The sequence below is a fragment of the Desulfosporosinus nitroreducens genome (assembly GCF_023897015.1).
In the GTDB taxonomy this organism is placed as follows: Bacteria; Bacillota; Desulfitobacteriia; order Desulfitobacteriales; family Desulfitobacteriaceae; genus Desulfosporosinus; species Desulfosporosinus nitroreducens.
Genome location: NZ_JAMHFY010000020.1, coordinates 17,017 through 43,134, shown reverse-complemented (window position 1 = coordinate 43,134; position 26,118 = coordinate 17,017). Strand labels below are relative to the sequence as shown.

Sequence of the window (26,118 nt, the reverse complement as noted above, 5' to 3'; positions counted from 1 at the left end):
ATCAAGGAGGTTCTTATGTATTTGAATTTCCGTACAGAGCTATTAAGGTTATCCTATGAAATTGAGCAACTTTGGGTACCTGAACCGCGTGGTGCTAATGATAAGGCAAAATTCATCGCCACAAAGGAAAAAGTCCTAGATATCTTAAAAATATTATTCGGAGATACTTCTAGAGAATTTCGAGTTGTAAAACTAACCTGTTCACCAGCCACCATTGTCAAAGTAGTAAACCATGTTATTCACAGGTCTGATATGAACTCACCCAACACCATGGCCGTTAATATGTAATTATTATCACCTACTATAATCTAAAACACGGATAACAAGATGAGAGGAAGAAATCACTTCTCATCTTGTGTTCTAATTTGGGATAATACATATTCAAGAAAATGTTCTATAAAGAATATGTCATACTTGAAACCTCTTATAACCTCATCAAGAGACCCAATCACTCCTTCAGAATAATTGCATATTATGTACTCTCCTATAAGTTCCTATTCTAACCTAGGTGGCATTTCATTTAATTCGAACTATTTATGGAGGAGAGTAAGATATGGGAAGAATCAAGGAGTTTGTTTATACTTTTGCTTTTAAAAGAGCATTACGTTACGCAGAAAAAAATAGACTAAAAGATATGAATCTGATTTTAAATTTGTTTAGTAGAATTGCCCGTGATCAGGATCATAAAACTGCCATAAGATATTTACAGAACTATTCAGTGGATTCTTCGAGTAGTTTTAATAAGCTATTTGACGCTGTATTTACACAGCTTGCTCCTAATGTTCGCAAAAAGTTCCTGACAAACTTTTTTATCAAAGCGACTTTATTTGGACGAGAAAAAGCACTGAAAACTGCTAAATTACATGATTGTAATATCCCCTGGGCAATTTTGATGGATCCAACTTCGTCATGTAATCTGAAATGCATTGGATGTTGGGCGAGTGAATATGATCAGCATCATTCATTATCCTTTGATGAACTTAACAATGTCATTGAGCAAGGGAAAAAATTAGGTATATTTATGTATATTTACTCTGGCGGAGAACCCCTCTTAAGAAAAACTGATTTGATTGCTTTAGCGGAAAAACATCAAGACTGTGCTTTTTTAGCCTTTACTAATGGTACATTGGTGGATGAGAATTTTGCTCATGAATTAGTACGAGTTGGTAATTTTGTACTGGCTTTCAGTATTGAAGGGATCGGAGAAGCAACGGATCAGCGTCGGGGTATTGGAACCTATGACAAAGTTATTAAGTCCATGGATTTATTGAAGGAGGTAGGGGCAGGCTTTGGTTATTCCTCCTGCTACCATCGCCAAAACACGGATACCGTTGCTTCTGATGAATTTGTAGACTTAATGATTGAAAAAGGGTGCCTTTTTGCTTGGTACTTCACCTATGTTCCCGTTGGAAAAAATGCTGCTCTAGATTTAATTGCCCTGCCAGAGCAACGAAAGTATATGTATCATAGAATCCGAGAAATCAGAAATACTAAGCCCATATTTGCCTTGGATTTTTGGAATGACGGAGAATACGTTGAAGGCTGTATCGCAGGCGGACGCAACTATTTTCATATTAATGCCCATGGAGATATTGAACCTTGTGCTTTCATTCATTATTCTGATACCAACATTAGAGACAGCACCCTATTAGATGCCTTAAAATCCCCCCTATTTGCCCAATATCGTGAAAATCAACCTTTCAATCAGAACCATTTGCGCCCTTGTCCTCTCATGGATAATCCGGATAAATTAAGAATGATGGTCACTAAATCCGGTGCTCATTCCACTCAAGTTCTGGATCTGGAAAGTGTGGAGGAATTGACGGAAAAACTTCAGAATGTTTCATCCGCTTGGGGAGAAGTAGCCGATAGTATTTGGGAGCAAGCTCAAACCTCTAAGAAAGCAGACGACTGATCCATTTTACACTATTATCCTCGGTTAACCCTGAAATTGGAATTTAAAACCATTGACGATTTTAGTGGTTTTCGTCTTCCATTAAAATAGCAAAACCTCCTCCTGCAGATGTTTGAAATTCTACAGAAGGAGGCTTATTCTTTTAACGTTGGTTTCTACCTTAGCAAGGAATCAATTTTCTCTTTAATCTTTTCAGCTTCTTGAACAAAGCTTTCACTTAGATCAAAAAGATTTTTGCCATGAAAATCAGCATCTACAACAACCGGATCATAGGGGAAATGTCCTAAAATCGTCAGAAAGTTAATCTCTTGTTCAAGCTCAGCGAATTGCCCTTCATGCACTTTATTAACGACTGCATAGACATTCTGAACCCCTAGATCATTGGCAAGTTTTACTACGGCATGGGCTGTTTCAATACTGCGTCGTCCAGGTTCTACCACTACAATAAAGGCATCCACACCCCTGGCTGTCCCCCGTCCAAAATGCTCAAGTCCTGCTTCCATATCCAGAATAGCAATTTCATTTCTTTCGAGGACAATATGATCCAAGAGACTTTTTAAGAGGGTATTTTCCGGGCAGGCACAGCCGGTTCCTCCTTGGGTAATCGACCCCATCCGTAAAAGTTTAATTCCCCGATATTCAGCAACATAGGTATCCGGAATGTCATCCACCTGGGGATTAAGGCTGTAAATGGCTCCAATCGTTCCCGGTTCTGCTCCGGTACGTTCTTTGATAAGTTTTCGCTCTTCAGAAATAGCGGTTAGCTTTGTCAACAATTCTGGAGGAAAGCCTAGAGCCGTTCCTAAATTGGCATCAGGGTCAGCATCTACCGCCAGAACTCTCTGTCCATCTCGTGCGTACAGATAGCATAGTAGTGATGACAACGTCGTTTTACCCACGCCACCTTTACCCGAGATTGCAATTTTGATGCTTTTTTCCCTCATATACTCACCCCCTCCTTTATCAATAGCAGGCTCCCACTTCTACATTGTGGGAGTGAGAGCCCCGTTGTCTGTTTCGTCAATTGTTAATGAGTTCATCAATCCTGAAACTCCCTCTTTTATAAGTGGGTGTTCCTTATTTTTTAGCACTTTCCGTGGTTTCCGGGCAAACAAGTCCCAAAGCCTTACGTTTCTGAATAATACGACCAATCATTGTTTGGGCAGCCTGAATGGGGTCTGCTTCGTAAATTAGTTTTCCCCCGAAAAGCTCATCAGTAGTCACGGGGAACTCGCCTTTATTAGCTGTAAGGGCTTGTTCAACAAGAGGAGAACCTGTAATTGGTGCATTAACCCCAATGTGAACATCCACTCCCTGAGCAATAAAGAAGGTTCCAATGGATAAGGCTTTAGGACTATGATTTTCAGGACTGGAGCCTGCCACGGGTAATTCTCTCACAGCCACACCCATTCTATCCCCTAGGGCAACCAGTAAATCATCAATTCTGGAATTATCAACACAACTTCCCATATGAAGAGCAGGAGGTAAGGCCGGTAAACCGTTTGCTTGCCCAATGGCTGTCAGAACATTGGCCAGTTTTTCGCCGCAATATTGCAAGCCATTGGGTGACAATAAGCCATTTTTCCCTAAGGAGTGAGCTGAACATCCGGAAGCAACGATTAAAACATTATTCCTCATAAGTTCTTTGGCCACTTCCGTATTAGCCCAGTCTTGTTTTACTTTGGGATTTGTGCATCCCACAATAGCAACGACACCTAAGATGTCGCCTGTAGCGATGGCTTCTATCAGGGGGAGTAAGGGATCTTGCCCATTTAACGTAGCCAAAAGCTCAACAATCTGCTCAACAGAAAAACCTGCATAGGCTTCTACTGTACCCGCTGGAATCTGGACTTTAGATTGGTCTCTCTCCGGATAGTGGGCAAGAGCACGACGGACAATCTCCTCTCCCATTTTATCCGCATCTTCCGGTGTCCAATCTACATGGCTTGCTCCTTCGATCTTAATATTTGGCAATGCCGAAATAAGTTCTGTGTGATAGCATTCCGCCACTTGAGCCAGGCCAGGCATGATACATTGAGCATCTACGACCATTGCCTCTAAGGCACCGGTAATAATCGCTAATTCTTGACTTGCATAGTTTGTCGCCACGGAAACTCCTTGACGCATTAAAAGTTCATTGGCACTGCAACAAATTCCTACAATGTTAATTCCTTTAGCCCCTAATGCTTTGGCCTCATTATTTAATTTTCGGCTCCACTCTAGAACTTTTTCAGAGACCATGGGAATATGACCGTGAACGGCAATATTGACATACTCCTCTTTAATAACGCCCATTCTGTATTGGGTTTTGACAAGCCGTGGAGTACCAAACAAAATATCCTGGAGATCTGTAGAAAGATGCAGGCCATCATAGCCTTCAACTAATCCCATTTTCATAATCCCCAGCAAAAGACTAACAGGATCGCTCTCACAGCCCATAGCTGTTTTATTGATGGCATTGGCTATTTCTAAGTGAGCGTTGGAGGGCAATATATTCAGTTTTTTCCAGGTTTCAATCGATTGATCTTGTGCCCGAAGGCGTAACCAGTTAGATACTCCGGATTGTTGTTGAAAATCTTGTAAAGCAATTAAAGCAACTTCTTTGGCTAATTTATCTAACTCTACCCCATCAACCGTCAATCCTAGTTTTTTGCCAATACTGATAAGTTTTTCTTTCCCCTTAATTTCATATGGAGCTTTCCCTTCGGCGGTTTCCAAAAGGGTGTGGAGTATTTCCCGAGCATGTTCTACGTGGGGAGTCGTGCCTTCCACAATCAGGGACAGTAAATTACGAGCCACAATCTGGTCTGCTGTAGCCCCACAAACTCCACGTTTTACCCCTTTATTCCCATTAAAAGTCACTCGGCAGGGTCCTTGAAGACAACGGCGGCAGCAAACACCCGTTAATCCAAATTTACAATGGGGTTCTTGCTCCTTCGCCCTTTGAAAAGCTGTCTCTATATTTTCCAGTTCTGCTTTCACTAATAATTCCTGTACCCCAGTATCCATTGTAAGATCAGTAACTAATACTTGTCTTGACATCTTATCCTCTCCTTGTCGAAAAAGTTTCTCTTCTCTGACAATCATCTTAGGTCATCACAAATAAAAAAACCATCAAATATCTGACGGTTTTCATACTCTTTCGACAACAATATATATTTATCAATTCCGAGACTCCCACTTCAAGTGGGTGTTCCTTATTCTACTTCGATGTTCAGTTTTAGCTGAACGAGTTCACTCAGTTCTTCCTCCCAATTCTTGCAACTTAAGCATATCCAGCAAGAACACTGTTTTGCGATTACGTCTGATAACCCCATCCCTTTCCCACCGATTCAAGAGCATCGAAGCGGTCTGCCGCGAACTCCCAACGGCTAGGGCAATATCCTCTACTGATAAACCTAGATTTATAAACGTGCCCTCTTGTCCAATAACTCCTTTTTCCTTGGCTGCATCCAGTAAAAAGCGAGCAAGTCGTTTATCGATATCAAGGAACGCCAGATTTTCAATGATCCGAAGTGTATTCCCTAAGCTATCTCCTAAAGCTTTAACCATACTAATGAGTATGGTAGGGTTATTAAGCATAAATAAGTGAAAAGCCTTAGCGTTTATTGCTAGAATCTTAGTAGCTTCTCTTGCTTCGGCAAAGGTCTTTGAATGACTGCTATAAATATCACCTGGTTCCAAAAAAGAGATGGTGAACTCTTTTCCATCCGGATAGGCGAGATAAATCCGGACTTTACCTTCCAGCACGATCATGATGAAATTATCTTTGCTGTCTGGTTCAAAGATACGTTTATTCTTTTTATAATCTCTTTTCTGAGCATTGCCTTCAAGAATTTCCAATTGTTCATCGCTTAAAGCTCTTAAAAGCGGGATTTCCCTCAGTTCATTTAACTTCATGATTGACAGAACTCCTAGCATGTTTAATTACCCAAGTAGTACATGAAATAAGTATATCACACAGGATATATGCTTCACCAACCTCACAAGTCTTGGTGTATCATAAGCATCATTCAACCTAAAAAGCCACTAGTTGATGTAGTTAAAGGATTAGATCGAGATAAACAAAAGAGTGAACACAGGTGGTCACTCTTTTACTTTGTTACCCTTATAAGAACTTCTTAATTTAATGCTTTCCGTCAATCCTGCATGCCACGGCTTGATCATAGGTATCCTTAGATAGGATATCCGGATATTGCTTCTTATGTCGTCTTAGCCAGATATTGGCATACGAACAGGTCGCAGTAGCCTTAAATCCTTCTTTCCTAAAATACTCAGCCACTACTTCCATCATCTGCCCAGCAACCCCATGACCTCTCAAAACAGGATTAACATAGGTATGATCAATATTAACCTCTCCATTTTCTTTACGAATAAAAGTAGTCTCACACATCAATTCGCCTTTTTCATCGGTGCTATAAATACGTCCCTTTTCATAGTTCCAATTCATGTCTTTCCTCCAATTTGTGACTTGATTGATACTTATCACTCAAACAAGCTTATCAAAATTCTGTACATGTCAATATTCTTACTTATATATGTTTAACTATCTTTACCAAAGTAAAGTAAATAAAGCCCTTGGGTAGGGTTGCATATAGTACGTCTAATGTATGATGGATACGAAACAACCAATTATTCAGGGTAGGACAGCATGAGTAATTAAAATTGACTATTGCCTGATTAATTTAGTGTGGCAAAGATACCTATATTTAAAGATTGGCTAGGTGAAATGAATGGACAGAAAAGAATTCTCGAATAAAGTTTATGAAATTGTCAAAGATATCCCCTTCGGCAAGGTTGCCACATATGGAATGATTGCCATGTTATCGGGTTACCCACGACGTTCAAGAATGGTTGGGCAAGCACTGCATCATGCCCCAGATTCCCTCAACATCCCTTGCCATCGGGTTGTAAACCACCAAGGTCGTTTAACTCCCGGATGGACAGATCAAAAACAACTCCTGTCCAATGAAGGTATTCACTTAAAGGAAAACGAGTGCGTGGATTTGAAGAAATATTTGTGGGACGTTGATTTTAACATTTTTTTAGCACTTTAATATTATCATGTCTTAAGGACGAAACCCATGCATTGTTTATAAGAAAAGAGTTTCTTTATACACCAACGCCTGAGCCATTGTGTCTCAGCGTTTTTTTATATTCTAAAACCTATTATCTATACTATTTGTTAATATTTCTCTTTACTTATATTTCATCCTAGTTTATAATTATTATAATATAAATATTATTCTTTACCAATTACTATTCCCCTTCTCCTGGACTGCCAGAACATTTTACTTTCGAATCCGGTAGAGTTATTTAATAATTTAGAGCACATTCAGAAAGTCAACAAGTGTACTAGTCAACACTTGTTTATATAAACTGGTATTCTCTTTAGATTTAACCTTGTGAGAGAAAAAATCCATTATTATATTAGAGGAGGGGATTTTATGTCGTCTTATTTTGAAGCTGTAAAAACACAATTTAAGGATCGGAAAGTGGCCTTTTTAGTGATCGTCTTCACTGTAGCAAGACTAATTTATGGATGGGCATGGGTAGAATCCGCATCTCACAAGTTAGTTTGGTTTTCTGATGGTAAACTTAATTCGGCTGGGAAAATTGAAAGTCTCGTTACTAACATAGCAGGCCCAAAGGTTTCTAGTTTCGATCCACTTTATATTAACAAAGGATTTTCTTGGGTTGCACAAAATATCTTTCTTGGTATGCCAGGAGTCACTGATACCTTAGTAGTAATTTTTGAAATTTTAGTGGGCCTATCAATGCTACTAGGATTTCGGATATTCTGGTTTGCTCTTATAGCAATGTTTATGAATGTACAGTTCCTAGCTGGTGGATCATTTAATAATTTCGGCTATATTTGGACTAACTTAGGATTTTTGAAATTTGCTCAATATGCTGAGCTTCTAGGAGTAGGTGGATTCCTCAAATATAAAAAAAATAAGGAATTATTAAGCGAGTGTAAGCGAGAATTATCAACTACTTAGGGAACTGAAATGATCAATCTCGCTGTCTTGTACCCTCTACATTTACCAACGGGAAGAGATAGTTCCTGAACAAATCTAATTTACATCGCTTGAGCTTGGAAAAGGTTAGACAATTTGACGCCCTGCATATGGGCGTCAAATTGTCTATATTGAGTTACCAGCTTGGGGATTTTAACACTCGAGATTTAAAATCGACTATTTTTAATTGCTTACCCTATCTCATTGCCGGTTTACTTGATTCAAGTGGGATAAAAGCATACCCTCTAAGTCTTGCATCCGATCGCTTCTTTGGCTTATCCGTTTCCGAGGAAGATGTGGGCCCTGCAAACCAATCTTCCTTAATTATCTTCCCATTCTGCCCATGGATTCTCCATTTTTCTTGCGTTGTTTGCTATATCTAGCAATAGATTTATGCCACTCGTTTTTTTCTTGGATGTAGCCGGCTTTATCATCGGAAAACTTAGCTTCCTTTTTAAGCTTCAGGTAGCTATCCCAGCGTTCCTGTGGAAGCTCACTATTTACAATCGCTGATTTTATTGCACAGCCAGGTTCATTATTGTGCTTGCAATCATAAAACTTACATCTACCAAGATATCTTTCGACATCACCAAACGCTTCTCCCAAGCCAACACTGACGTCCCACATACCCAGCTCACGCATACCTGGGGTATCTATAATCATAACACCGCTGTTTAGCCTGATTAGTTGACGGTGGGTAGTGGTGTGGCGTCCTTTGGAGTCATCCTCACGAATAGAATTCACAGTCATGATTTCCTTTCTCGCAAGTGCATTAACAAGGCTTGATTTTCCAACACCGGATGAGCCTAACAAAACGATGGTTTTGCGTGGTTTGAGATAAGCACTTAATTCGGAGAGTCCATAGCCTGTTTTTGTACTGATGGCATAAACTGCTGTGCCAGTAGCAATTTTTTTAATTGCTCGAACCTGTTCGGAATAATCTTCCCCTAAATCAGCTTTAGTTAGAATTATTATAGGAATCCCTCCGCTTTGCCATGAAAGTGTAAGATATCGTTCAATTCGTTTAACATTTAAATCCATATTGAGGGAAGCCATGATGAACACATAATCAAAGTTAGCAGAGACAGCCTGCTCACCCCGTCCGGGAGTTGGATCTCTTCTGGAAAAGAAAGATTTTCGCTCTAAGGTTTTCGTTATTAAACTATCACCGCTGTTGTTATATTGAATCAGAACAAAATCACCTGTTGTGGGAAAAGTCTCATTTCCTCGACCGTAATAAATGCTTGTCTTGGGCTTTGCATAGGTTATCCCATATTCACAGGCTATTTCATACCGTTCTTTGTGCACAGCTGTTATTCTAGCCGGAATACAGCTAGTATCTTCTATGGTCATTGTTGGTATAAAACCATAATCCATTAAATTAATCATTAAAATTCAAATCCTCCTCATATTCTATCACTACATCGTGCCCTTTTTCTAATTGGTGTCTTGCCTTGCGGTTTTCCACCGTATCAAAAATAATCGAAAAATCATAATCCTCAGGGTAAAGTTCGCTTGCAGGGATAAAAAGCTTAATCCGCTTGTGATTGATAATCTGCTTCTTATCTTTTATCTGCACTCCAAGCTCGCCTTTTTCATTGGTCCTCTTGTAAATAATACCCAGCAATTTTTGGGGGTAAACCCTTACACTGTCACCTATATTAAAGCTTTCGCTCCGTGTGGGTGATTTTTCCTTTGGAATTTCTTTTTGAATTTTGCTCTTGGAAACAGTCTCTATCTTAGGGTTATCCTCCTCAAACAGAATCGTTGGTCTATCTCTTGACCCAGAGGATCTACCGCCATAGGCTTCCATTTGGGCACGCTTCAGCATATGGCCCGGAAATCCTAATCTTTGGGCAATGTATAAGGCACAGCTTTCTCCAGCCTCACCAATTTGCAGCTTGTATAAAGGCTGTAAGTTTTCGCGATCAAACTCCATTCGTGCATTCATAAGTCCTTTTGTGTTCTTGGCAAAATCCTTTATTTCCGGGTAATGGGTGGTCGCAACAAAAAGACAGCCTCTCTGATTTAATTCAGCTAAAATTGCAATTGCCAGTCCCATTCCCTCAGCAGGGTCTGTACCGGAGCCTAACTCATCAAGCAAAACAAGACTTTCCCCCGATACCTCTTTTAGAATAGCTACAATATTTTGGATATGGGATGAAAAAGTGGATAGATTTTCTGAAATACTTTGCCCATCACCGATATCGCAAAAAATGCTATTGTGCATACAAAATACGCTGCCAACCGACACAGGAACATGAAGTCCACTTTGTGCCATAATTGATAGTAAGCCAATGGTTTTTAAGGCAACGGTTTTTCCGCCTGTATTCGGCCCAGTAATCACAACTCCGTTAATGGCGTCATCACCCAGACCCCCTCGGATTTCAAAATCAAGAGGAACGCATAGGTCTGGCTTCAATAAAGGGTGTCTTCCCTGCTTTATGATGATTTTTCGTTCCGTTGTAATGGACACAGGCACTGCTTTCATCTCTATAGACAGCTTTGCCTTGGCAAATATAAAGTCCAATGTTTCCATGCAGTCCTTGTTTATTCTCAACTCATTAATATGCTCATCAACAAGTACCGTAAGGGTATATAATATTTTTCTAATCTCATTATCTTCATCAATTTGTAAAATGGCCAGTTCCTCCTGCAGCTTTCTAACTGCAGTAGGCTCAATAAAACAGGTACTGCCAGTGCTTGAAGTATCAATGACTGTTCCGCTTAACTGATTTTTATAGCCCTTTTTAACCGGCAATACAAACCGACCATTACGGATGGTGACATATCCATCTGTGAACCATTCTTTTTTACTGCGCAGGATACCATCAAGCTTCATTTTAACGGCAGATTTTGTGTTCTCTATTTTTCTGCGTATATCACGAAGGACAGGAGAAGCACCATCGTCAACCGCTTCATTTCTGATACAGCGCTCAATTTCCTCAAAAAGCATATCCAGCGGACTGAAAGAAAGACCATAAAACGCTATGTCCGCATTGAAAGACTCAGCCTTTTTAAGATATTTCTTCATTCTTTTGCCTGAAGAAATAAAACTACAGATACTTGTGAGCTGTTCAGGGGTCAGCATAGAGCCTTTCACAGTTAAATCCAAAATTTTATCAAGCTCTTTCATTGATGCCAGTGGCGGCGTGCCTATACCCTCTAAAATTTTGCGCGCCTCTGTTGTTTCCTGCATTTTGGATTTGCACTCTCGCTCACTTAAAAATGGCTTTAGTGAGAGCAATTTTTCCATTGCCTTTTGGGAAAGTGCGTGTTCGGCTAAAGTTTCAAGTATAACATTAAATTCCAGTGTATTGTTTGCGTTCATCAAAAATCCTCCTTATAACAATGAAAATGCCCACAAGAGAGATTACCTTATTTTCAGGATCATTTAATTCCCAAAAACACGCAGAATACTCCTGTGGGCAATGATTTTAACTGACGATAAAATCACCATAACTATATTGAGAAAAATAAATAGAGTGTAACAGGACATGCCCGTTACACTCTACAAAACTATACGATAATAATCGCAATAGTTTCAATGTCAGCTTTGTTGTCTTATCGACAAAGGTTGACACTGATATAACTCAAATGGTTATTGTAGGAAGTAATCTGTAAGGCGTTATCCAAAAGCGCAAACGTTGCGCTTTCAGAAAGGTACACTTAAAAAAGCAGGTTTAAAACCCACGTTTTATAAAGTAACCTCTCTCAACTGTTTAGTTGAAAATCACCATTACAGACACATTTAACAAAAAAACCATCCTCTCATTTTTAGGTATAACCTAGTTTATTACATTTCTGTGGCATATGTCAATTATAGTTGCGCCCACCACTTATGTGAAAAAGTGATGGGCGATACTCCTTTGCAATGTTTATCCGTTGAAAGTATTTACTGAACCAGAAGTGTACGAGAACGACGAAACAACAAAAGCCAACTTTTTATTGAAGCAATGCTGATTTTTGTAAGGAGCCGTAGATACTCTTTGTCAGGATTCCTGCAACAATTGTTCCAACGAAGGCGGTTATGCTTGAAGATAATAGTGCGATCTTCCAGTCAAGGTGAAAGACATAAATCAATCCTACCATAACGCAAAGGTTGCCTGTCACTGCAGTCCCCAGCATTGCTATTATATGGTGGCTTAATTTCTCCATAGAAAATCTACTGGAAATTAGTGAGTAGACAATCGATCCGATGACATTGGCGAATAAGAAGAAAAAACCCAGTGGTGAATAGCCCGTAGCCATGGCTACTACGGCTTCTACTACTCCAGCGATAATACCCGCGGGTTGTCTGTACATTAAGACAATCAGACCTGTAAAGAATGCCCAGCATGTACCATTAAGAAGTAAGAGGGTTGGATCCAATATTGCATCGATACGACCTGTAACCTGCATCATAATTAGCATTACAATCCCGATGATGACAGAGCCTACTAGTGCTTTTGTGTCAGTTCTGAAGATTTTTTCGTTCATTTAAATTCTCCTCCTAAATTGATCTAATTATATTAATGGTAATACCTTGCTAGTAAGGCTAATGATTATCACCACTAACATCGCAGAAATTAAAACAGTATCGTAAGGCTTAAGCGCTATATTTGAAGTAAAGGTACGGGTTTTAGTTCGTCCGTAACCTCTTAACTCCATGGCCAGTGCAGTTTCCGTGGCACGTCGAACGGAACGATATAAAAAAGGTAGAAAGGTTGGGAAAATACCTTTGAGATTGTCCCAGGCGCTTTCCATTCTAAGGCCCCGAGTACGTTGGCTATCGATTATGGATATATATTCTGCTTTCATGAGCGGGAGGAAACGGACGCTTAGTCCTACTAACATGGCAAAACGGTAAGGTATTTTGAATTTCATGAGCATCAAGGTAAACTCTTGAGGTGAGGCCGAGGTGAAAAATTGCATACTTGCAAAAACAATAATGCTAGCCTTAAGGAGGCCAGTGATCGCTAGTGGTAAAGCTTCACTGTATATTTTAAGAATTCCCCATTGGTAGATTAGAACGCCTTCCCGGCAGAAGATCAGCTGCACGACCAATATCTGAAGTCCCAAAAACAATAAGATTAAAATGACAACCTTATACTGTTTCAACGAACCTGTTAAGATTAGCGAGGCCATAATGCCTGCCAATAAAACCAGACACAACTGAACAACAGTCCCACTAATCAGTGAAAAATAGATCATCAGAACATACCAGGCGAGTTTAGTCCTGGGATCAAGCTTCGAAAGTCCCATCTTGAACCTCCCTGAATGAAATAAGATTATGGAAATTCAGACCAATCTCTTTAAGCGTATCTAGATGTTGATCGAGATCTCTTGTCGGAATATCTAGTTGAATGCGGTGATTATGCAGGGCAACTAACCTATTAGAATAGTCTTTTGCCATGGTCAGATCGTGGGTGATAAGTAGGATTGTTTTGCCATTTTTCGATAAATGAAAGAGTTTATCCATGATCATATACCCTTGGTTCTCGTCAAGTCCTGAAGTCGGTTCGTCGGCGATAATGAATTCTGGATCACTGACGAGGATGGAGGCTAATGCCAAAAGCTGGCGCTGGCCACGGCTTAAGCGATGAGGGTGCATTTTCTTGTATTCCAGCAATCCCACAAATTCCAATGACTCCTCAATCTTCTGTTCTATTTTTTCATTAACATCACCCCTTAGCTTCAGTGAAAATCCAACTTCTTCTTCTACTGTGCTTGCAAAGATCTGATAATCAGGGTTTTGAAATAGAAAGCCCACCCGTGACCGGATCTCTGCCAGTTTTTCCTTACTCAGAGGCTGGTTAAACACTTTAATCTCGCCTTTAGAGGGCTTTAAGAGACCGATAAGCAGCTTAGCTAAGGTTGATTTTCCAGAGCCGTTTAAACCTATGATCGCTAAAAAGTCCCCCTTAAAAATATCTAAATTAATGTCTTCACAACCCAGCAAATCATTTTTGTACTGATAGAAGACATCGGTAATCTTCGCAATCATTTCACTAGACTTAACATGATTCAAATTGAAAGAAGTGAGGTATTTTATCTTTTCTTTGCGATGTTCGATTTGCTCCATGTAATATTCCTCTGGCGAATACTGTTTAACAATTTCACCTGATTGAATATAGAAGACTCTGTTGGCATAGTTGAGGACTTCTTCAATTCGATCCATAACCAAAACAATGGTTAGATTCTGAGTTTTATTCAATTGACCTAACCGCTTATAAAGCTCATTTCGGCCCTGGGGATCAAGCTCAGCGGTTGGCTGGTCAAGAATTAAAATCGGGGCGTTGAGGGCTAAAACACTGGCCAAAACGACTCGTTGAGCTTGACCGCCTGAAAGAGAAGCGGTTTGCCTACTTTCATAGCCCGATAGACCCACAAATTCCAAGGTGTCTTTAACCCTCTGATCAATTTCTTTTAAGGGAATTTCCAGATTACCGAGGCCGAATGCAACATCCTCGTAAACATCCAAACCAATAATTTGATTTTGGGGTTCTTGCATCATATATCCCACATAATCAGACATTTTATTGAGGCGCATATCTTTAATGTTTTGCCCCATGATTGTGACTCTTCCCGTTAATTCCGCGTTATGGTAGTGAGGGATAGCGCCTGTGATGGAATGCAGTAAAATCGATTTTCCAGAGGCTACCCCCCCGGTAATGACAATAAAATCCCCCTGATTGATTTCAAAATCAATATTTTTAAGCGCAGGTTTCTCTTCATGCGGAAAGACGAGTTTTTCAATTGTAACTTTCGCAATTTTATTCCCAATCTTTTTCATAGCAACTCCTAAAGTATAGAATTAAAAAAAGTTCCAGCTTTAATAAGCTAGAACTTTACCTTTGTCCTTATGCAATATTTCATAGGCAGGTTTCCTGACTTATAGACTAGAATGTACGCCTTCCCAGTTTCCCAGTGGCAAATGTACATTTTCAACATCTACTTACAGTGGTGGGTCCGTCCAGGATTACAACCTGGTTCCCTATTATCCCTTGCGGGCACCTATTAAATAAGGTATTCAATTGCCCTTATGATAGAATAATTCATAAATTTTGTCAACAGTAGTTTAGAAAAGATTCTCTACCATTTTTAGCCATTATTCTCTATAATATAATCCTCCTGAGCTTGGGAATAGCAACAGTGGCAAGGCGGTCAGTATAACACACAAAACGAGTATCCCCAGATTAGGAACGAATTTGATAATCGAAAATATTAAAGCATTTTTGTAGATCTGCGCCACGGATAGTCTGAAGGTGACTAACATGGGGTAAATATACATATGCATCATTAGGTCGACTAAGGAATAATAAAGCCCACCGACAAAGGGTATAAAGCGTTGGTACGGGGGGCAGGAGTTGGTTTTGGGCTGGTTGCACCTTATCCGTATCAGTCTGTTCCACAGGCTTTACTTCTATTTCAGATTCAGTTTCGATTAACCATTATCGAGAGATTCTTCTTTCTTTTACATGGCTGGGAAATTATACAACACAGTACTTAGATGTTTTGAACGTCAGATTCTTAGAAAAAAAGCACCTGCCTTATTCCGCAGATGCGATTAAAAGGAGAATATAAACGGATTTAAAAATCCTAAAATCATGTTAACTACGGTATATATATTATATGAACAGTTCCTTGATACTGAGTAAGGTTGCCTCGTTCGCTAAGTGTCACTGTAATGTGATTTACACCTGGAACGAAGGCTCTATAACCTTTCTGCCTTTCCTGATTCAGGTTTTCCCCGTAATGCCCACTTCCTACGAGTAAACTAGTCGGAGAAGTTATTTTTACATTGACGTTCGAGTACTTTCCATAGATGGGTTCATTCCATCGAAGAATAACCGGTTCATTCCCAGTAACTATTAAATTATTGCTTGGGGAAACAATCTGTAAGGGCATAATGTTTACAGGTGGTTCCGGTACAATATTCGGATCTGCCTTTGGGGCGTTGACAGTAATTCGCTGACCATCTCTCAGGAAGTTATCAACTACTGCTCGAATATTTATTTCATACTTTCCATCAGATAGAGGTGTGAGTTGGTAGCTTGTTAAAGTACCGGCATGAAAAGTACTTATCAGTTCAGAAATTTCCCCGCTTTTTTTAAAAACATTAACTGTATAGTTGGTCGCACCCAGAACAGGTCTCCAAGTTATCTTTAGATTTTGGTTCGGATCTATTGTTGAACCGTTGGCTGGAGTCAGAATATCTGGGGTAGAGCTCGGAGAGGAACTTGGAGTCATCATTATATCAATAGTACCTTGATATAATACATCTTCCCCTCTTTTAAGGGAAACGGTAACCTGGTTTTTACCAGGATATAAATGTTGCGAAATGTCTTGTCCATTCTGAACAGAAAAATCTTTGACAACTGAGCCTTGGACGAGGGCTTCGGCATTTAGATTGTTGGCATCTGACGGATTGATCCACTTGAGAGGAATTTGGGTGCCGAAGGAAAAAGTTGCATTAGTGCTTGGGGACGTAATAACCAACGGAAGAACGACGGGTGTCTTGCCGATCTGAACCTGAATTGGGGGCAATGATCCACTTGCACCATAGCCAACCTCGGGATCGATTGGCATAGTATAGTAAACTGTGATTTTATAATGATGACCTGACGCAATTTGGTTTTTCAATAAAGTAAAGGTTAGACTTCCAGCAGGAATATTTGCAACCTTATTACTAAGGTAGGGATAGGGATTGTCCAAATCCTTGACTTCTACCATATATTCTGTTGCACCGGGAACTTCAACCCAGGTGATAGTTGTATCTTCATAGTCCAATACTGCCCCATCCTGAGGTGCAGAAATCTTCAAGACCGGATTTTTAGTCTGATACCCTTCCGGGTTTAGAATAGAAAAATGATCGTTAAAATCTACTGCCGGAAGGTCCTGAGCACCGTCACCAGTAAGCGTGCTGAAATCCCCGTTATATAAGTGTCCAACTGTTGCCCCTTTATCAACATTTAATGATGTTTGAGCGTGAGTGACCAGATCATTAACTTTTGTTGTAGCTAGCAAAGAAACCTGGGCAGGACGTTCGATCTGTAACACATTAAATGTACCGTCAAGTGTAATCAGTCCCTTAGCCTGCGGCATAACGATTACTTTGTTAACGGCAGCATTCTGATCAGCCTTGAGGATACCAGAGCTTAATACAGATACATTATGATTAAATGTCCCAATGAGTTCGACCACATTATCAGGCGAGGTCATTCCGGCCAGACGGATATTACCCCAAGTTCCCTGGGAAGCATCGATAACCGCATCAGAAGAAGCAGTGGTGTTTGAAATAAAGGAGTTCCCAGTTGGCGCAATTACGATTTTAGTACTGCTTGCTACTCTTAGATCATCTATCTGGACATCTTTAAACCGAATACCATCTTCGGCGCCTGATAAAACCACTGTATGAGCAGCGGTAACATTGTCCAGGTTAAACGTTCCGTTCACTCCCGGATCAATAAATAAGGTTCCTTTGATCTTAACATTTTTCAGAGTACCGTTATTCCCATTAATATATATACTGAAATTTTCAGTGGCATTTTGTACGGTCACGTCATCTCCCGATATAACCAGGGTTTTCTGTAACGTCTCCGGCAAATCAGAGTTGTCTGAACCAATCGTTTGGTCATTTTCGGTTTCTATATCATAAGAAGACAACTGATTTAGTGTCTCTTGATTAACAACTACTTCTCCACCTAAGGCTATTACGACAGGTGAAAGATTGGTTTTTGCATAGTTTAAAAGAGTTGGATCCATTGATTTATCGGTTAGAATGATTGGCGAGGCATCTTGAGCAGCAAGTGGAACACCGGCTAGCGCATCGACCAAAGTTTCTCCGTTTGCTACATAAACGGCCTTGTAATTTAGGTTATCGGTAAATTTTTTGAGGACATCCAAATTAGTATCGTATTTGCTATTACCAAAAAACCGTTGCTGATTACCGGGAAGACTTTCTTTGACTGCATCTGAAACCACAGCCGTCCCGCCAATAACATAGCTATCATTAATTGAGCCTTCTAGTGTGAGAAGATATTCTTTAACTATAGGCGGAAGTTCGCTTTTCGTTGTAGCTAAGACCGGTATTTGCTCGGAGGCGGCTATAGAACTGATGGAAAGAGCATCGGCAGGACTAACCCAACCGGCGACCACGGCTAGTTTTGTAAACGTTTTGCCCAACACTTGCATCTCTTTGGCAATGTTTACGGCTGTCTCATACTGGTCATAGCCTCCTAATTCAACCGGTGTTACTCCCATAGATATCAGCTCTGCAAGAACAGTAGGTTTGATTACGGCCTGTCCGCTGGTTATATAGGCTTTGTTCGGTTTCAGGCGGGCTATTTCTTGCTTTGCAAAAGGGTTCAATGAGTTCCCATTATCTGTTAAAACGATCGGCGCCTTGAGCACAGCTGCAAGCGGACCTGCCGACATGGCATCAATTAAGTTCGGTTGTGTTCCGGCAGCAAGAATCACAGCATCACAAGTTTCTTTCCAACCGGCTTCAGCAATCTTAGCAGCTGTTTCATACTGGTCGATTCCACCAAAACGTAAAATAGAGTTTTCCAAATCAGAAGCTTGTTCCGCGCTTGAGTTCGTTCCGGCTAATACAAGGGCCGGTGAAAAAAACATAATTAACAGTAGGCTTAGAACTATTGATATGCCTAATTGTCTTCTGTTTGATCCTTTCACTACCTTCCTCCTCGTTGTGAATCATATTATTACTTACAACGAGTCAATTCGTTTTTTGAGACCTTAATCCTTTAATAAACGAAAGGTATATTTTTTATAATGAAAATGTCAGTGAACAAACAAAGATTAAAGTTACTCAACCTTTTAAGAATACCTTCCCTTCATCTCCATCGACATCAACTTCCCAGCCCTCTTTAATGACTCTCATGACACCGGGTATATTCACCACGGCGGGAATTCCATATTCTCTGGCCACGATGGCCCCGTGGGACAAGAAGCCTCCGGTTTCCATAATCACGGCACTGGCTTTTAAAAACAACGGCGTCCAACCCGGATCGGTAGATGGCGCTACCATAACATCTCCCGGCTGCAGCCTGTTTCCTTCAGCCGGATGACTGATCAATCGAGCTTTACCGGACGCTTTTCCGGCGGCAACAGGCACACCCGTCAGGTAATTACCAGAAGACCGGGGAGCAGGTTCAGTATACTTAGGAGTATCCCCCATAATAATGTCCGGTGGTGCAATGGACTCCATTTCTTTCATAAAGACTTTTCTTTTAGTAATCAATGCCTTGATCCCGACACCATCCCATTGACCGTTTAATATCGAAACCAGTTCAGGCCAGGTACAGAAGTAAATATCGGCCTGTTCCTCGATGATAGCCCGTTGGCAAAAACGGGAACCTAACTCTTGAGCTATTTTCCGGTATGCCTCCATCATCACGGCCAGTACTGATTTAGTCTTTTCCCGCACTGCTGCCCCTTCCTGGGCCTTACTGATCAGTTTTTTGATCGTTGAATGCTTCTTTGAAGGGACTTTATTCTTAACTTCCTGCCAAGCTTGCTCAAATTTTCCTTTTTGCTTTGCCTTCAATTGACTAAGATCTGCAGTATTGATAGTGCTGTGTATGATGTTTAGCAAGTAGGAAGGGTCTTCATTCCACCTGGGGTTAATGATATCCAGCTCGTAGACAGCCCGATGCCCGTATTCTTTGATAAACTCACGGAAAGCTTGTTTAAAGGTTGACCGTTCAGGTAATTGATCTTCCCAATCAATGGGGTCGAAAGCTGTGTCGTCAAAATATTGCGCTGCGTCATTGTCCCGACGGGCAATTTCGGCCAGTTCTACAAGTCTGTATCCGTGATCCGCACTAGTTATACCCGCCGATCCCCCCACCATTAAGGCATTTAAAACCATAGGGGCCCTCTCGCCAAAATATTTGGGTAGAATTTTAATTAATCCCCCGATGGGTATGGAAGCAGCTCCACTTAAAAACGAGAATTCCCCTGTAAATTCTATGGAAATCTTGCTAAGTTGATTATACCGTTGAATTAAATCCTTATCTTGTAAATGGCTAAACCCCTTTTGAGTTAAGCTCTCAATGGAATGCAAGACCCTGGCATGGGTTTCCGGAGCTTTTTTCGTCGCCCGGTTAATCAAAGTGACACCCCTTATTCCGCGCCATAACCGTTTCAAACCGCTAAGCCCTTTAAAGGGTTTGGGATCCTTTAACTCAATTTCGGGCTGATGGCCTCCCCAACCAATATTGAAGGCACTGGGCAATGAACCCAGCGCATCATACATAGCCCATTGCAGGGCTGATAGATTACAATACAGCCGTCCGTTGAAAAACCTGGAGAACTGTAACCCTTCCGGCAGAGTGTAACCAGTCTCTGTATAATTCGATTTGAGAATTTCATCGATTGTATTAATCGTTAAACGTCGGATGAGTGGTGACAGGACCATTGGCACTGCATCCCTGTAGTTTCCGTTGGACCAAATATCAGGTTGGTTCTTTAAGGAAGCAAAGGTTCTCCTGGGCAAGGCAGTTACCGGTCTGGACTGGACTAGAATAAAATCTCGACCGTCAAAAACCCATTCTACATCCTGGTGCTGATCACAATCCCCCAGAGCTTCGAAAACCCTTGACAGAAGTAAGCCCAGCTTTTCAATGTTCTCGTCTGACAACACCTGCTTGCTAGAAGAGTCAGGGGTCATCAGAAATTGAGTTCCCCCATTCTGATTGAGACAGGTCACTCCCTCCTTCCTCCCGGTTTTCCGCTCAACTAGGCGAGGTACTGAGTTCCATGGACTGGCATCCAGATAATAGGTGTCAGGCTCTACTGTGCCTGTGACAATCGTTTCGCCCAGGCCAAAGTTAGCGTTAATAACTAAAGTGTCTTGGCGCCCTGTCTGGGGGTCGCAGGTAAAACCTACTCCTGCGGCTTGAGCATCCACCATCTCCATCACAACTACACCAGTCATTACCTCGTCATCCTTGATATGTAGTTTCCGGCGGTAGGCTATAGCTCGATTAGACCAGAGGGAGGCATAACACCCTGTCACAGACTCCAGAATATTGTCTATACCACAGACATTTAGAAATGATTCATGGATACCCGCAAAGGATGCCTTTGCCGAATCTTCCGCTGAAGCGGACGATCTTACGGCCAATGGTCTTTCAAGTATGCCCATGCTGTCAAGCTTAGTTTTTAGTTCTTCCACGATTAGAGGGGGTATAGAGCCCGCTTTGATTTTTTGTCTTAGTTGATTTAAACTGTCCTGATTATTAATTTCATCAATATTTTCCCCAGTTACTGACTGGGGAATGTTATTAACCATGTCCTGTAAGCTGTTGTGCTTGATAAACTCCTCGTAGGCGCAGGTAGTAAGGATTCCTCCAATGGGAATTTTAAAACCATACTGAGCCAGTCGCCCCAAATTCCAGCCCTTGCCTCCAGCCACTTGTACTCCGGATTGAACAGCTTCATCCCATGTCAAAAAGTACTTTGCTGTAGATACTAGCACATAAACCACCCCTTGCTTAAATACTCCTCACGCCGTTTCTATTTTTTTACATCCTTACCGGTGGCTCCATTCAGAAATAGGTCTACCAGCAAAGCCATTTCTTTGCGAAGTTCTAACCTAGACGGATCATTTAACCAATCCACGACAACGGCACCTCGTAGAATATCTAATTGTTTCACCAGAAGTTTAGCCTGAATATCCTGTCGAATTTCACCCGCCTGCTGGCCAAGCCTAATAATCTCGGCAATAAGGCTTTGAGTACCGCCACTGCTGTAACCTTCCCCTTGAAACATATTTTTCAGTCGATAACCCATTGAAATTCCTATAATCTCCGGGTTAATTTCCACCTGTTCATATACTTTGTCGAGTGTCTCCAGTAAGCGCGACCTTGTATCGGGCAGGTTTTGCAATTTATCGAAGGCCTCTTGAGTGAACTCCCTGGAAAGGCTTCTGACATATTCGTCAACAATAGCTTCTTTGACAGGAAAGTGATTATATAAAGTTTTTCTTGCAACATCAGCTTCTTCGGCTATTTGCTCCATAGTGGTATTGTCAAACCTCTGGCGCTGAATCAAATCCATGGCAGCTTTAATGATTTTCTGCCGTGTTTCCTTTTTCTTGCGCTCTATCCTGCCTTCCACCAGTACATCCCTTGGTTCCATTGTTACGCCTCCTATGTATTTGTTTCATTACAACCAATTATGTTAAATTTAACATTACACTAATGGTAATGTTACACAATGTGTATTTTATTCATTATCTCCTATTAGCTATTTGTGTGTCAATACTTTTTATTGCTTCTTAAAAATATTGATCTAATGAACTACAAAAACACCAAGGATAGTTGCCCTATCCTCGGTGTTTACAACTTATTACCCCTGGTTATCGTGTCAAATCACTCTTGTCCCATAACCAATATACTCCATAAATATTAATACTATAACGTCCTGTTAACTCGGCAATTCAAGGCCCCTTTAGCCAGAGAGTTAATACAGTCGTTACAACCTATACAGCGCACAACGTTTCTACTGGCAGCTATTTTATTAGGCCACTGGGGATCGACTAAGATTGCTCTGCCAACTGCTACCAGATCGCACTTACCCTCCCGAAGACTTAGTTCGGCGTCCAATGGGTCAGCTTATTTTACCGACTGCAATGATCGGAAGATTAACAAATTGTTTTTAATAGAATTTTAATTTTAGGCAAATTTTCCTTGAAGTTTTTTTGGTTAGAATTTAGACATACTCAATTGTAGAAAACAACGAACATCAAGCTTTACGCAAAGCAGTATTTAAACAAAAACCAAGGGGGAACTTATCATGACAACTTTAGAACAAGTGGAAAAACTATGTGCAATAGCTAAAATTAGCTACGAAGAGGCCAAGGTTGCTCTAGACGCAACAAACGGAGATTTACTTGAAGCCATTATCTATCTGGAGAAACAAGGAAAGGTAACAGCGCCAACTGGAGACGGTTATTACAGTGGTGAAAAAACTCATCATCATCATGGGCACCATCACTGTCACAATGGGAATCACTTTTTTTCTGGCCTGAAGAAAATTGGTCAGTTTTGCCTGAAAATGATTCGCAAAGGCAACACAAATTCCTTTGAAGTACTCAAGGGTGAGGAAATCAAAGCCTCATTTCCCGTGATTGTCCTTGGATTGCTGCTGATCTTCGCATTCTGGGTTGCCATTCCACTGATCATTATCGGATTATTCTTTGGTTTGCGTTATCGGTTCGTCGGACCTGAGTTTAATAATAACACAGTCAATGACGCGATGAATAGTGCGGCTAACGTTGCTGAAAACCTAAAAAAATCCATAAACATCTAAGGAAATCTGGATGATTGAATCCAAAAGGATGCGGACGATTAAAGTCGTCAGTATCCTTTTTTACTTGGTGGGAATTGTCACCATATTGCATTTGCATTTAGTACCGCTCCATACCTCAAAGAAAGAATGATTTACAAAAATAACAAGCCCTTTCTTTTTGGATCTAGAAAGGGCTTGAGCCTCCACAGTTATTTGTAAAATAAACTGCAGGATTTCTCGATATTACGAAGAATACTTCTGATAAGAATGATTCGAGTCGTTTTTTGGAAGGCAGGGATAAATAATGAGGCCGTTTTTGAATCGGCAAAACTATTTTCTTTTTTGGATTCTTAGTTTGGCATTTTTGCTAATTCAAGCGACCCATGTCAATGCAACCCTCCCTGAAATAAAAACGATCAGCGTAGTTATGGATGACAGCTATCCCCCTTATGCTTTTCGCGACAGTCAGGGTAATTTACAAGGAATCACGCTTGACCAGTGGAAACTATTTGAGCAAAAGACTGGAATAAAAGTGACTATCACCGGGATGAACTGGAATAAAGCCTATGAGAGTATGATAAATGGTGAATTCGATGTCATTGATACGATCTCTTATAATGCTGACAGAGCCAAGATCTTTGATTATTCAAATCCTTATGCAACAATTGATGTCCCCATATTTTTTCACAAAAGTATATCCGGGATTACTGATGTTAAATCTTTGAAGGGATTTACTGTGGCAGTGAAAAAAGGGGATAACAGTATCCATTTTCTTAAAGAAAATGGCATCACCAATATTGAAGAATATGATACGGCTGAGGCGATCGTCCAAGCAGCTAAAGATCAGAAGGCCGTAATATTTACGATAGGAAAATCCCCTGCCCTCTACTATCTGTATAAATTGGGAATACAAGATAACTTCAATTATTCAAGTTCGTCATTATACACCAGCCAATTTTTCAGAGCCATTTACAAGGGGCATTCGGGGTTTATGCCTGCCATTAATAATGGATTTGCCCAGATTTCCGAGAGTGAATATGAAGCCATTGATAAAAAGTGGTTTGGTTTAACGAATATACCTTTCTATGAACATCCCTTATTCAGAGTTTCTGTCATCGTCGTAGGCGCAGTTTTTCTGGTGGCATTGCTATTATTTATCTGGAATAGGACGCTTCGGCGCATGGTACAACAAAAAACCAATGAGCTAAGGAGTGCCCTTAGAACAAAAGAACAAGTTGAAGCTGAAATCAGAGAGTTAAATGCTGAACTTGAAAACAGAGTCATTGAAAGAACCTCACAGCTGGAGGACCTTAATAGTGAGCTTGAAGAAAGTAATGCGCTGCTTGAGGAAGAGATTGTCAAGCGTGAGAACGTAGAAGAAGAGATCAGAGCCTTGAATGAGGAGCTTGAAGATAAGATAAGAATGCGTACAAGTCAGTTAGATCAGCTCAATAAAATATTGGCGCAACACAATGCTTTGTTAAGCGAATCACAAAGAGTGGCCCGTCTGGGGAGCTATGTTACAGATCTCATAACGAGAGAATGGCAGTGTTCACCAGCGCTTGAAGAAATTTTGGGGATTGATCCAATCTATCCACACACGAAGGAAGGATGGATGAGAATTGTTCATCCAGATTGGAGGGCCCCCCTTTCTAATTATTTTTTGCAGATTAAAAATGCACAGCAGCGCTTCGATTTTGAATACAAAATCATACGTATGAATGATGGAGAGGAACGCTGGGTGCATGAGCTTGGAAAAGTTGAATTTGATCAACAAGTCAACAGGGTTCGATTGATTGGCATGATTCAGGATGTGACCGATCGCAAGCGTACCGAAGAGGAAATCATATATTTAAGCTTCCATGATCAATTGACTGGTCTCTATAACCGGCGCTTTTTTGAAGAGGAATTAAAACGACTCGATGTTGTAAGGAATTATCCCTTCACTCTAGTAATGGCTGATGTTAATGGGCTTAAACTAATTAATGATTCCTTCGGTCATGCCGTCGGAGATGAACTCCTAAAAAACGTTGCCCTAGTGCTTCGCAAAGGCTGCCGAGGAGATGATATTATTGCCCGACTCGGTGGAGATGAATTTGTCATCCTTTTGCCCAATACAAATGCTGCTCAAACTGAACAAATTCTCAAACGAATCAATACCTTAGCTTCACAGGAAAGAGTTGGTTCAATCGAATTATCTATTTCGTTTGGCTATGAAACAAAGCGTTACGAGAAAGAGGATATCCGTGAACTTTTAAAAAAAGCCGAAGATTATATGTACAAGAGAAAACTCTTTGAAGGCCCAAGTATACGTGGAAAAACCATCGAGACGATTATCCGAACCCTTCACGAAAAGAATAAACGAGAAGAACAGCACTCATACCGAGTTTCCGCTCTCTGCCAAAGTATGGGGGAAGCCCTTGGTCTGCTGGAAGGAGAAGTTCAGGAACTAAAAAACGTTGGCTTACTTCATGATATTGGCAAGATAGCAATCGACGAAGAAATACTCAACAAACCCGGAAAATTAACCCATGAAGAATGGGAAGAAATCAAACGGCATCCAGAAATCGGTTATCGCATTCTGAGTACGGTCAATGGTATGGTAGAAATAGCGGAATATGTGCTGGCTCACCATGAACGATGGGATGGTTTAGGCTATCCGAGGGGTTTAAAGGGTGAGGAGTTACCCCTTCAACCTAGGATTATTGCCATTGCAGATGCCTATGATGCCATGACGAGTGCCAGAAGCTATCGAGCCGCTTTACCTAATAAAGCAGCTATCGTAGAACTTCAAAAGAATGCAGGAATTCAATTCGACCCTGATTTAGTGACCCTCTTCATTGACAAAGTTATCAACGCATCTTCAGACGGTATTTTGTGATA

General features: G+C 40.8%; 18 protein-coding genes and 1 riboswitch. Of the genes, 6 read left to right on the top strand and 12 right to left on the bottom strand.

Annotated elements, in window-relative coordinates; translation table 11 throughout:
* Positions 1-15 precede the first annotated feature (15 nt).
* Both M8E35_RS18810 and M8E35_RS18805 read left to right on the top strand, forming a co-directional pair.
* Positions 16-288: a hypothetical protein gene (locus M8E35_RS18810; protein WP_252471203.1), complete on the top strand. Its 273-nt coding sequence runs from the start codon at positions 16-18 to the stop codon at positions 286-288.
* Positions 289-553: 265 nt separating this feature from the next.
* On the top strand, positions 554-1,915 hold the full coding sequence (locus M8E35_RS18805) for a radical SAM/SPASM domain-containing protein (RefSeq protein ID WP_252471201.1): 1,362 nt from the start codon (positions 554-556) through the stop codon (positions 1,913-1,915).
* 155 nt (positions 1,916-2,070) lie between these two features.
* Here the strand turns inward: M8E35_RS18805 and M8E35_RS18800 are convergent, their stop codons facing one another.
* From M8E35_RS18800 to M8E35_RS18785, 4 genes are all read right to left on the bottom strand, one after another.
* Positions 2,071-2,859, bottom strand: coding sequence for an ATP-binding protein (locus M8E35_RS18800; protein WP_252471199.1), 789 nt, complete (start codon positions 2,857-2,859; stop codon positions 2,071-2,073).
* A 133-nt stretch (positions 2,860-2,992) separates the two neighbouring features.
* Entirely contained in the window at positions 2,993-4,957 is a 1,965-nt protein-coding gene (gene cooS / locus M8E35_RS18795) for an anaerobic carbon-monoxide dehydrogenase catalytic subunit (RefSeq protein WP_252471197.1), read from the bottom strand.
* A gap of 192 nt (positions 4,958-5,149) precedes the next feature.
* Positions 5,150-5,815 (bottom strand): Crp/Fnr family transcriptional regulator, encoded by a 666-nt coding sequence (locus M8E35_RS18790; RefSeq protein ID WP_252471195.1) that lies wholly within the window; start codon positions 5,813-5,815, stop codon positions 5,150-5,152.
* A gap of 226 nt (positions 5,816-6,041) precedes the next feature.
* Positions 6,042-6,365 (bottom strand): GNAT family N-acetyltransferase, encoded by a 324-nt coding sequence (locus tag M8E35_RS18785; protein ID WP_252471193.1) that lies wholly within the window; start codon positions 6,363-6,365, stop codon positions 6,042-6,044.
* Positions 6,366-6,648: 283 nt separating this feature from the next.
* On the opposite strand from M8E35_RS18785, the gene M8E35_RS18780 reads away from it, so the two are divergent.
* Together M8E35_RS18780 and M8E35_RS18775 are read left to right on the top strand one after the other, a co-directional pair.
* Positions 6,649-6,972, top strand: a complete 324-nt coding sequence (locus tag M8E35_RS18780) for an MGMT family protein (RefSeq protein ID WP_252471191.1) — start codon at positions 6,649-6,651, stop codon at positions 6,970-6,972.
* A gap of 390 nt (positions 6,973-7,362) precedes the next feature.
* A complete protein-coding gene (locus tag M8E35_RS18775; protein WP_252471189.1) occupies positions 7,363-7,917 on the top strand; it encodes a DoxX family protein in 555 nt (184 codons plus the stop codon).
* A 342-nt stretch (positions 7,918-8,259) separates the two neighbouring features.
* On the opposite strand, the gene rsgA is transcribed toward M8E35_RS18775, so the two are convergent.
* From rsgA to M8E35_RS18735, 8 genes are all read right to left on the bottom strand, one after another.
* Positions 8,260-9,324, bottom strand: coding sequence for a ribosome small subunit-dependent GTPase A (gene rsgA, locus M8E35_RS18770; RefSeq protein WP_252471187.1), 1,065 nt, complete (start codon positions 9,322-9,324; stop codon positions 8,260-8,262).
* Positions 9,317-11,266, bottom strand: a complete 1,950-nt coding sequence (locus tag M8E35_RS18765; RefSeq protein ID WP_252471185.1) for an endonuclease MutS2 — start codon at positions 11,264-11,266, stop codon at positions 9,317-9,319. The genes rsgA and M8E35_RS18765 overlap by 8 nt, the downstream gene beginning before the upstream one ends.
* Before the next feature lie 614 nt (positions 11,267-11,880).
* Positions 11,881-12,414, bottom strand: coding sequence for a hypothetical protein (locus M8E35_RS18760; protein WP_252471183.1), 534 nt, complete (start codon positions 12,412-12,414; stop codon positions 11,881-11,883).
* A 27-nt stretch (positions 12,415-12,441) separates the two neighbouring features.
* The gene (locus M8E35_RS18755; protein WP_252471180.1) at positions 12,442-13,179 is read right to left on the bottom strand and encodes an energy-coupling factor transporter transmembrane component T family protein; all 738 of its coding nucleotides are present in this window, start codon (positions 13,177-13,179) and stop codon (positions 12,442-12,444) included.
* Positions 13,160-14,710: an ABC transporter ATP-binding protein gene (locus M8E35_RS18750; RefSeq protein ID WP_252471177.1), complete on the bottom strand. Its 1,551-nt coding sequence runs from the start codon at positions 14,708-14,710 to the stop codon at positions 13,160-13,162. The genes M8E35_RS18755 and M8E35_RS18750 overlap by 20 nt, the downstream gene beginning before the upstream one ends.
* Before the next feature lie 67 nt (positions 14,711-14,777).
* Positions 14,778-14,950: riboswitch (cobalamin riboswitch) on the bottom strand.
* A 581-nt stretch (positions 14,951-15,531) separates the two neighbouring features.
* Complete coding sequence (locus M8E35_RS18745) at positions 15,532-18,612, bottom strand: cell wall-binding repeat-containing protein (protein ID WP_252471175.1); 3,081 nt, start codon at positions 18,610-18,612, stop codon at positions 15,532-15,534.
* Between the two features lie 136 nt (positions 18,613-18,748).
* Complete coding sequence (locus tag M8E35_RS18740; RefSeq protein ID WP_252471172.1) at positions 18,749-21,421, bottom strand: PEP/pyruvate-binding domain-containing protein; 2,673 nt, start codon at positions 21,419-21,421, stop codon at positions 18,749-18,751.
* A gap of 38 nt (positions 21,422-21,459) precedes the next feature.
* On the bottom strand, positions 21,460-22,083 hold the full coding sequence (locus tag M8E35_RS18735) for a TetR/AcrR family transcriptional regulator (protein WP_252471170.1): 624 nt from the start codon (positions 22,081-22,083) through the stop codon (positions 21,460-21,462).
* Between the two features lie 657 nt (positions 22,084-22,740).
* On the opposite strand from M8E35_RS18735, the gene M8E35_RS18730 reads away from it, so the two are divergent.
* Positions 22,741-23,256 carry a UBA domain-containing protein gene (locus tag M8E35_RS18730; RefSeq protein WP_252471168.1) on the top strand — a complete coding sequence of 172 codons (516 nt, stop codon included), beginning with the start codon at positions 22,741-22,743 and terminating at the stop codon, positions 23,254-23,256.
* A gap of 283 nt (positions 23,257-23,539) precedes the next feature.
* The gene (locus M8E35_RS18725; RefSeq protein WP_252471166.1) at positions 23,540-26,116 is read left to right on the top strand and encodes an HD domain-containing phosphohydrolase; all 2,577 of its coding nucleotides are present in this window, start codon (positions 23,540-23,542) and stop codon (positions 26,114-26,116) included.
* Positions 26,117-26,118: the final 2 nt, after the last annotated feature.